General features: G+C 43.9%; 2 protein-coding genes. Both read right to left on the bottom strand.

Annotation, left to right across the window (positions count from 1 at the left end; genetic code table 11):
- Positions 1–187 precede the first annotated feature (187 nt).
- On the bottom strand, positions 188–2,653 hold the full coding sequence (locus ACMJ0U_RS05990) for a bifunctional UDP-N-acetylmuramoyl-tripeptide:D-alanyl-D-alanine ligase/alanine racemase (protein ID WP_417128842.1): 2,466 nt from the start codon (positions 2,651–2,653) through the stop codon (positions 188–190).
- Positions 2,629–3,615 (bottom strand): GSCFA domain-containing protein, encoded by a 987-nt coding sequence (locus tag ACMJ0U_RS05985; protein WP_417128840.1) that lies wholly within the window; start codon positions 3,613–3,615, stop codon positions 2,629–2,631. Before ACMJ0U_RS05985 ends, ACMJ0U_RS05990 begins: the two co-directional genes overlap by 25 nt.
- Between the last annotated feature and the right edge of the window lie 38 nt (positions 3,616–3,653).

Below are 3,653 nucleotides of genomic sequence, written 5' to 3'. Positions count from 1 at the left end.
TAGTCGGAGTATTTCCCCCGTTTTGGCTGCCAAACCTTATTTTCGGGGGAATACCTAAAGATACAAAAAAGCCAACTAATTCGCAATACTTTTTGTATGAATTAGTTGGCTAATTTTATACTATTTACTGAGTGTCCCTGATTAATTTCTTCGTCGAGAGCCGTATTGTTATGAATGAGATAGAAGATTAATCTTGGTAGTAGACTCTCTTTACACGGTTTGATACGCTGGTCAGGATTTCGTACGGAATAGTTTCCAGTATGTCAGAGAGTACTGTTACCGGGAGGTCATCGCCGAAAATAATGGCTTTGTCACCTTCCTTACAATCAATATCCGTTACATCAATCATACATACATCCATACAGATATTTCCTACGTAAGGGGCCTTTTGCCCATTTACAAGACAGTAAGCATGTCCGTTACCTAGATGGCGGTTTAATCCGTCCGCATATCCAATGGGGATGGCTGCAATGCGTGAGTTACGTGTCAGCACTCCTTTACGGCTGTAGCCTACGGTTTCATCTGTCGGTACCTCGTGAATTTGCAGGATGGTTGTTTTCAGGGTACTGACATTGTGCAACATTTTATTAGTAAACGGGTCTACACCATATAGCCCGATGCCTAGGCGAACCATGTCGAACTGTGCACCCGGATAGCGCTCGATACCTGCTGTATTACAGATGTGGCGGATAATCTTGTGTTTGAAGCCTTCTTGAAGAGCGGATGAAGCGGCTTCGAACATTTCTATCTGATGACGTGTAAAACCGTCAAAGCGTGCTGCGTCACTACCCACTAAATGAGAGAATACAGAACGAGGGATGACTGCACTCTGCTTCTGCAATCGCTGTATGAGTTGGGGAATCTCATCTGGAGCGAATCCTAATCGGTGCATGCCTGTATCAATTTTGATATGAATCGGGAAGTTGCTGACCCCTTCACGTTCCGCAGCTTTGATAAGTTCTTCCAATAAGTGGAAACTGTATACTTCCGGTTCCAGACGGTAATCAAACATGGTCTTGAAGGCAGTGATTTCTGGGTTCATGATGATGATGGAACTGTTGATGCCAGCTTTTCGCAAATCAGCTCCTTCATCGGCTACGGCTACGGCCAGATAGTCAACTCGCTGGTCTTCCAGTGTCTTGGCAATTTCAAATGAGCCAGCCCCATAAGCTGAGGCTTTTACCATACAGACGATTTTAGTTTCCGGCTTCAGTTTGTTACGGTAGTAGTTCAGATTGTCGACCAATGCATTCAGGTTGATTTCCAGGATGGTTTCGTGTACTTTCAGTTCCAGCGCATCCGTAATGTCATCAAAGTGGAATATACGTGCCCCTTTTATCAAGATATCTTCGTAGTGCAACTGATTCAGCAGTCCGGAATTCAAAAGCTCAGAAGTGTTTGCGAAGAAGTCTTTTTGGATTTCAAACCGATTGGCTGCGGCAGAGATTTCTTCTCCTACTCCGATAATATGGTCTACTTTCCGGCTGTGTACCAGGTCGGCGACTTGTCTGTATAATAGTTTGCTTGTTTGTCCGCTTTCCAGCATGTCCGACAGGATGAGTGTCCGCTTTCGGTTCTTATCTTCCGAGCGTCTCATCATAAAATCAAGTGCGATGTCGAGCGAGGCAAAGTCTGAATTATAACTGTCATTAATCAAGGTGCAACCGTTCTTACCCTCTTTTACCTCCAGTCGCATGGCTATGGGTTCCAGATGAAGCATGCGTTCGGCAATCGTTTCCGGTGGTACCATGAGGTAAAGTGCTACGGCCAGACAGTTGAGTGAGTTTTCAATGGATGCATCGTCAATGAATGGGATACGGTATTCCTTGAAGAATCCTAAGTAGCGGTATTTGATGGTAGTTCCCGTGTCGTCTTTCAGGATTTTCTCAATGAAAAGCGGGCGTTCGGAGTCTTTGGTTGACCAGGCAATTTCACGGGCTGTGAACAATGATTTGGTCACACAGCTGGTGATAAGTTCGTTGTCACCGTTGTACACAATCACGTCGCAGTCCTTGAACAACTGCAGTTTCTCCATACACTTGTCTTGTACGGAAGAGAAGTTTTCCTGGTGTGCTCCTCCGATGTTGGTCAGAATACCGATAGTGGGTTGGATAATAGGACGTAATGCTTCCATCTCACCCATTTCGGAAATACCGGCTTCAAAAATTCCTAATTCCGTGTGTTCATTCATCAGCCATACGGAAAGTGGTACTCCGATTTGTGAATTGTAGCTTCTGGGAGAGCGGGTAATGGTACGGTCCGGACTGAGAAGCTGATATAACCACTCTTTTACGACCGTCTTTCCATTACTTCCTGTAATACCGATAACCGGTACTTGAAATTGTTCCCTGTGCCTGGACGCCAGACGCTGCAGGCTTTTCAGCGGGTTAGGTACAATTAAGAAGTTAGCGTCTGTATATGATAAAGCCGTTTCCGGTATCTCATTGACCACAAAATTGCGTACCCCTTTCTGGTAAAGATCTGGGATATATTTATGTCCGTCATTGCGTTTTGTCTTTAAGGCAAAGAACAACGTTTCTTCCGGAAAACATAATGACCGGCTATCGGTTAGAATCCAGTCGATTGTAGAGGAAGTCGTTCCTATGCGTTTAGCCCCTAGAATGGAGGTTATTTCTTCAATAGTGCTTGACATAACTTTATTTCCTTTTGAACATCTAAGTACGGTAATTTTTCTTTTAAGTCCTCTATCTTTAACAGTATTTGACTTAAAAAGGTTTGGTAGGCTTCTGAGTCGGGATTAAAAGGGCGGTGGGCCAGTCCCTGACGTATTTTGTTCCATTCTTTCAGGAATGAGAGAGTAGAAGGGGTGAAATAGCAATCGCAGAAACATTCCCAGATATACTGAATGGCAAGCGGACTGGGATGCATCATATCGTCAGCATAGAAGCGATAATCACGCAGTTCATCTATCATAATTTCATAAGAAGGGAAATAGTGGCAGAAATCCATTTGACGACAAATCTGGTCAATAGCGATGAGTAAGTTTGCTTTACTGAGCTGGTTTCCATGCAAGCCGTCTTTGAGATGACGTATCGGGCTGACAGTAAATAGACATTGCAGATTCGGACGTACTGCTTTCAGCTCCTGCAATAAAGGTAAATATATGGCAGTTATTTCATCGGCACTGACCATCTTACGTTCAAATAACCGAGAAGGAAGCTTATGACAGTTTCCTACAATTTCTCCATTTTCTTTCCAGGTATAGACAAAGGATGAACCCCATGTGAAAATAATCCAGTCGGCTTGATTCAGATGCTCATGCCCTTGCGCGATGCGCTGATTGATTTTCTGCAGACAATCTTCCGCTTCGTGAGATGAAAAGGTACTGTGGTGCATCAGACTGTACCATATTCCTTGCTCTTCACGTAAATCCTTTTCCCTATAGAGAGCTTTTTTCAACAAGCATTGTATGGAAGCCGCTATTGACATGGGATTATATAAAACCCCGAAAGGATTCACGTCGCAACTGAATTTATGTTCGGCCAGCAAGTTTCCGATATGTTCGGAAAAACAGGAACCCCATATCATCAGCCGGTCGGTATGCTGAATTTTGGGGCCTTTGGCGGGTAGTTCAACTTTGGTTCTGAATTCCATGACAAGAGAAAATTTACTGCAAATGTAAGTACATTATA

This window comes from Phocaeicola sp. (genome assembly GCF_048170425.1).
GTDB lineage: Bacteria > Bacteroidota > Bacteroidia > Bacteroidales > Bacteroidaceae > Phocaeicola.
Note: the sequence above shows the minus strand (reverse complement) of the source record. Positions and strands in the feature narration are given on the sequence as shown.

Excerpts from the sequence above, each read along its gene's own strand:
- ACMJ0U_RS05990 (WP_417128842.1), bottom strand. The coding sequence starts at position 2,653 with ATGTCAAGCACTATTGAAGAAATAACCTCCATTCTAGGGGCTAAACGC.
- ACMJ0U_RS05985 (WP_417128840.1), bottom strand. The coding sequence starts at position 3,615 with ATGGAATTCAGAACCAAAGTTGAACTACCCGCCAAAGGCCCCAAAATT.